This is a genomic window from Arthrobacter sp. ISL-69 (assembly GCF_018613775.1).
Taxonomy (GTDB): Bacteria; Actinomycetota; Actinomycetes; order Actinomycetales; family Micrococcaceae; genus Arthrobacter.
In genome coordinates this window covers 1-5,600 of sequence record NZ_JAGGPO010000016.1, presented here as the reverse complement: position 1 = coordinate 5,600, position 5,600 = coordinate 1, and the positions used below count along the sequence as shown (strand labels likewise).

Below are 5,600 nucleotides of genomic sequence, written 5' to 3'. Positions count from 1 at the left end.
TTCTGTTGTTTGAGAACTCAATAGTGTGCCAAGTTTGTTGATACCAATTTATTTATATGGATTGGTTGAATTGACTGGATTGTGCCACCCCGTGGTGTGATCTGGTTGTTTTTCAGCTGGTTTCAAATTTTGTGCAGCCTGGTTCCGCGTTTTCCCGTGGTGCTTGGTTGTGTCTGTTTTTGTTTTACTTCAACGGAGAGTTTGATCCTGGCTCAGGATGAACGCTGGCGGCGTGCTTAACACATGCAAGTCGAACGATGAACCTCACTTGTGGGGGGATTAGTGGCGAACGGGTGAGTAACACGTGAGTAACCTGCCCTTAACTCTGGGATAAGCCTGGGAAACTGGGTCTAATACCGGATATGACTCCTCATCGCATGGTGGGGGGTGGAAAGCTTTTTGTGGTTTTGGATGGACTCGCGGCCTATCAGCTTGTTGGTGAGGTAATGGCTCACCAAGGCGACGACGGGTAGCCGGCCTGAGAGGGTGACCGGCCACACTGGGACTGAGACACGGCCCAGACTCCTACGGGAGGCAGCAGTGGGGAATATTGCACAATGGGCGCAAGCCTGATGCAGCGACGCCGCGTGAGGGATGACGGCCTTCGGGTTGTAAACCTCTTTCAGTAGGGAAGAAGCGAAAGTGACGGTACCTGCAGAAGAAGCGCCGGCTAACTACGTGCCAGCAGCCGCGGTAATACGTAGGGCGCAAGCGTTATCCGGAATTATTGGGCGTAAAGAGCTCGTAGGCGGTTTGTCGCGTCTGCCGTGAAAGTCCGGGGCTCAACTCCGGATCTGCGGTGGGTACGGGCAGACTAGAGTGATGTAGGGGAGACTGGAATTCCTGGTGTAGCGGTGAAATGCGCAGATATCAGGAGGAACACCGATGGCGAAGGCAGGTCTCTGGGCATTAACTGACGCTGAGGAGCGAAAGCATGGGGAGCGAACAGGATTAGATACCCTGGTAGTCCATGCCGTAAACGTTGGGCACTAGGTGTGGGGGACATTCCACGTTTTCCGCGCCGTAGCTAACGCATTAAGTGCCCCGCCTGGGGAGTACGGCCGCAAGGCTAAAACTCAAAGGAATTGACGGGGGCCCGCACAAGCGGCGGAGCATGCGGATTAATTCGATGCAACGCGAAGAACCTTACCAAGGCTTGACATGGGCCGGACCGGGCTGGAAACAGTCCTTCCCCTTTGGGGCCGGTTCACAGGTGGTGCATGGTTGTCGTCAGCTCGTGTCGTGAGATGTTGGGTTAAGTCCCGCAACGAGCGCAACCCTCGTTCCATGTTGCCAGCGCGTAATGGCGGGGACTCATGGGAGACTGCCGGGGTCAACTCGGAGGAAGGTGGGGACGACGTCAAATCATCATGCCCCTTATGTCTTGGGCTTCACGCATGCTACAATGGCCGGTACAAAGGGTTGCGATACTGTGAGGTGGAGCTAATCCCAAAAAGCCGGTCTCAGTTCGGATTGGGGTCTGCAACTCGACCCCATGAAGTCGGAGTCGCTAGTAATCGCAGATCAGCAACGCTGCGGTGAATACGTTCCCGGGCCTTGTACACACCGCCCGTCAAGTCACGAAAGTTGGTAACACCCGAAGCCGGTGGCCTAACCCCTTGTGGGAGGGAGCTGTCGAAGGTGGGACTGGCGATTGGGACTAAGTCGTAACAAGGTAGCCGTACCGGAAGGTGCGGCTGGATCACCTCCTTTCTAAGGAGCACCTACAGTCACCTTGCCTCATGTATGTGAGTGTGGAGGGGTTGTCAGGAGTAACGCCCGTTGCGCAGACGATTGTTCTGCGGCGGGTGCTCACGGGTGGAATATCAGCAAATAGCGGCCGCGGGTTTCTTCCCGGCGCCTAGTACGGATGCTCTTGAGTGTCCTGGAACGGTGCGGGGAGGGTGATGCGCGGTTTAGTGTTTGGCACACTGTTGGGTCCTGAGGCAACAGGACCATGGCATGGCCGGGTTTCCTTACGGGGAGGCTCCGGTGGTGGTGTGGGTTTTGTTTGTTTCTGGTTTCCTGGCTGCATCGATCGCACGGTTGGTCCCTTTTGCGGGGGTTGTGTGTGGGGTGTGTGGTACGGGGTTGTTGTTTGAGAACTACATAGTGGACGCGAGCATCTTTTATAAGAAGCAATTTCCAAGAATATGAACCTGGATCTGTTGTTCTGTCCTTCGGGGTGGAGCAGTGGTTTCTGTGGTTCTCTCGAAAATTAGCGTTTTTGATCTTTTGTGGTCAAGTTTTTAAGAGCACACGGTGGATGCCTTGGCATTAGGAGCCGAAGAAGGACGTAGGAATCTGCGATAAGCCTGGGGGAGTCGATAACCGGACTGTGATCCCAGGGTGTCCGAATGGGGAAACCCCGCCAGGGGCGCGAGCTGCCTGGTGACCCGCATCTGAACACATAGGGTGCGTGGAGGGAACGCGGGGAAGTGAAACATCTCAGTACCCGCAGGAAGAGAAAACAATAGTGATTCCGTTAGTAGTGGCGAGCGAACGCGGATCAGGCTAAACCGTTCCATGTGTGATAGCCGGCGGGCGTTGCATGGTCGGGGTTGTGGGACTTCCCATTCTGTCTCTGCCGGGGCAGTGGGGTGAGTAGTACAGGCATAGGTGAACGGTCTTGAAAGGCCGGCCAGAGAGGGTGTGAGCCCCGTAACTGAAATGTTGTGTACCGCCCGGTGAAGTATCCCAAGTAGCACGGGGCCCGAGAAATCCCGTGTGAATCTGTCAGGACCACCTGATAAGCCTAAATACTCCCTAATGACCGATAGCGGACCAGTACCGTGAGGGAAAGGTGAAAAGTACCCCGGGAGGGGAGTGAAACAGTACCTGAAACCGTGTGCTTACAATCCGTCGGAGCCAGTCTGATTCTGGTGACGGCGTGCCTTTTGAAGAATGAGCCTGCGAGTTAGTGTTACGTCGCGAGGTTAACCCGTGTGGGGCAGCCGTAGCGAAAGCGAGTCTGAATAGGGCGTTGCAGTGGCGTGATCTAGACCCGAAGCGAAGTGATCTACCCATGGCCAGGTTGAAGCGACGGTAAGACGTCGTGGAGGACCGAACCCACTTCAGTTGAAAATGGAGGGGATGAGCTGTGGGTAGGGGTGAAAGGCCAATCAAACTTCGTGATAGCTGGTTCTCCCCGAAATGCATTTAGGTGCAGCGTTGCGTGTTTCTTACCGGAGGTAGAGCTACTGGATGGCTAATGGGCCCTACAAGGTTACTGACGTCAGCCAAACTCCGAATGCCGGTAAGTGAGAGCGCAGCAGTGAGACTGTGGGGGATAAGCTTCATAGTCGAGAGGGAAACAGCCCAGACCACCAACTAAGGCCCCTAAGCGTGTGCTAAGTGGGAAAGGATGTGGAGTTGCGAAGACAACCAGGAGGTTGGCTTAGAAGCAGCCATCCTTAAAAGAGTGCGTAATAGCTCACTGGTCAAGTGATTCCGCGCCGACAATGTAGCGGGGCTCAAGTACACCGCCGAAGTTGTGGATTTCACATTTTATCCAAGCCGCTCCCTTTGTGGGGTTGGTTCAGGAGTGTGGAGTGGTAGGGGAGCGTCGTGTGGGCAGTGAAGTCGCGGTGTAAACCAGCGGTGGAGCCTACACGAGTGAGAATGCAGGCATGAGTAGCGAAAGACGGGTGAGAAACCCGTCCGCCGAATGATCAAGGGTTCCAGGGTCAAGCTAATCTGCCCTGGGTAAGTCGGGACCTAAGGCGAGGCCGACAGGCGTAGTCGATGGACAACGGGTTGATATTCCCGTACCGGCGAAAAACCGCCCATGCTGAACAGGGGATACTAACCGCCCGAGACCTGCCCGATCGCCCTTGTGGTGTGAGGGTTTTGGTGGAGCGCGGGACCTGATCCTGGGAGGTAAGCGTATTAACAGGTGTGACGCAGGAAGGTAGCCGAGCCGGGCGATGGTTGTCCCGGTCCAAGGATGTAGGGCGAACGGTAGGCAAATCCGCCGTTCATGATGCCTGAGACCTGACGGGACCCCCGTATGGGGGGATTCGGTGATCCTATGCTGCCTAGAAAAGCATCGACGCGAGGTTTTAGCCGCCCGTACCCCAAACCGACACAGGTGATCAGGTAGAGAATACTAAGGCGATCGAGAGAATTATGGTTAAGGAACTCGGCAAAATGCCCCCGTAACTTCGGGAGAAGGGGGGCCCCAACCTTGATGGACACTTGCTGTCCGGAGGGGATCGGGGCCGCAGAGACCAGGGGGAAGCGACTGTTTACTAAAAACACAGGTCCGTGCGAAGTCGCAAGACGATGTATACGGACTGACTCCTGCCCGGTGCTGGAAGGTTAAGAGGACCGGTTAGCCGCAAGGCGAAGCTGAGAATTTAAGCCCCAGTAAACGGCGGTGGTAACTATAACCATCCTAAGGTAGCGAAATTCCTTGTCGGGTAAGTTCCGACCTGCACGAATGGAGTAACGACTTCCCCGCTGTCTCAACCATAAACTCGGCGAAATTGCAGTACGAGTAAAGATGCTCGTTACGCGCAGCAGGACGGAAAGACCCCGAGACCTTTACTATAGTTTGGTATTGGTGTTCGGAGTGGCTTGTGTAGGATAGGTGGGAGACGTTGAAGCCCGGACGCCAGTTCGGGTGGAGTCATCGTTGAAATACCACTCTGGTCACTTTGGACATCTAACTTCGGCCCGTAATCCGGGTCAGGGACAGTGCCTGATGGGTAGTTTAACTGGGGCGGTTGCCTCCTAAAAAGTAACGGAGGCGCCCAAAGGTTCCCTCAGCCTGGTTGGCAATCAGGTGTCGAGTGTAAGTGCACAAGGGAGCTTGACTGTGAGAGAGACATCTCGAGCAGGGACGAAAGTCGGGACTAGTGATCCGGCGGTACATTGTGGAATGGCCGTCGCTCAACGGATAAAAGGTACCTCGGGGATAACAGGCTGATCTTGCCCAAGAGTCCATATCGACGGCATGGTTTGGCACCTCGATGTCGGCTCGTCGCATCCTGGGGCTGGAGTAGGTCCCAAGGGTTGGGCTGTTCGCCCATTAAAGCGGTACGCGAGCTGGGTTTAGAACGTCGTGAGACAGTTCGGTCCCTATCCGCTGCGCGCGCAGGAAATTTGAGAAGGGCTGTCCTTAGTACGAGAGGACCGGGACGGACGAACCTCTGGTGTGTCAGTTGTACTGCCAAGTGCACCGCTGATTAGCTACGTTCGGATGGGATAACCGCTGAAAGCATCTAAGCGGGAAGCTCGCTTCGAGATGAGATTTCCATACACCTTGTGTGTGAGAGGCCCCCAGCCAGACCACTGGGTTGATAGGCCGGATGTGGAAGCGAGGACTAACGACTCGTGAAGCTGACCGGTACTAATAGGCCGATAACTTACACCACACACCACCCCGCAAACGATTCAAAAGCGTTTGCACCCAAGGGGTGGTAAAAAGAAACAAGACTGCTTGCGTCCACTATGTGGTTCCCAAACAACAAACCCGTTACACGGTACGTTGCAGGGAACAAACCACAACTGAATAACAACACCACTAATGTTGTAACCACAGGTTTTCCCAACCCCCAGCCATGCCGGGGGTCCGGGTAGAAGGGTTACGGCGGTCA

2 rRNA genes are annotated in these 5,600 nt (G+C 55.1%); both read left to right on the top strand.

Going from position 1 to position 5,600, the window contains the following annotated elements:
- The first annotated feature begins 189 nt into the window (after positions 1 to 189).
- A 16S ribosomal RNA gene (locus tag J7I79_RS11115) occupies positions 190 to 1,713 on the top strand.
- Between the two features lie 526 nt (positions 1,714 to 2,239).
- Positions 2,240 to 5,378 (top strand): 23S ribosomal RNA (locus J7I79_RS11110).
- The 16S and 23S rRNA genes sit together here, the layout of an rRNA operon.
- The last annotated feature ends 222 nt before the right edge of the window (positions 5,379 to 5,600 follow it).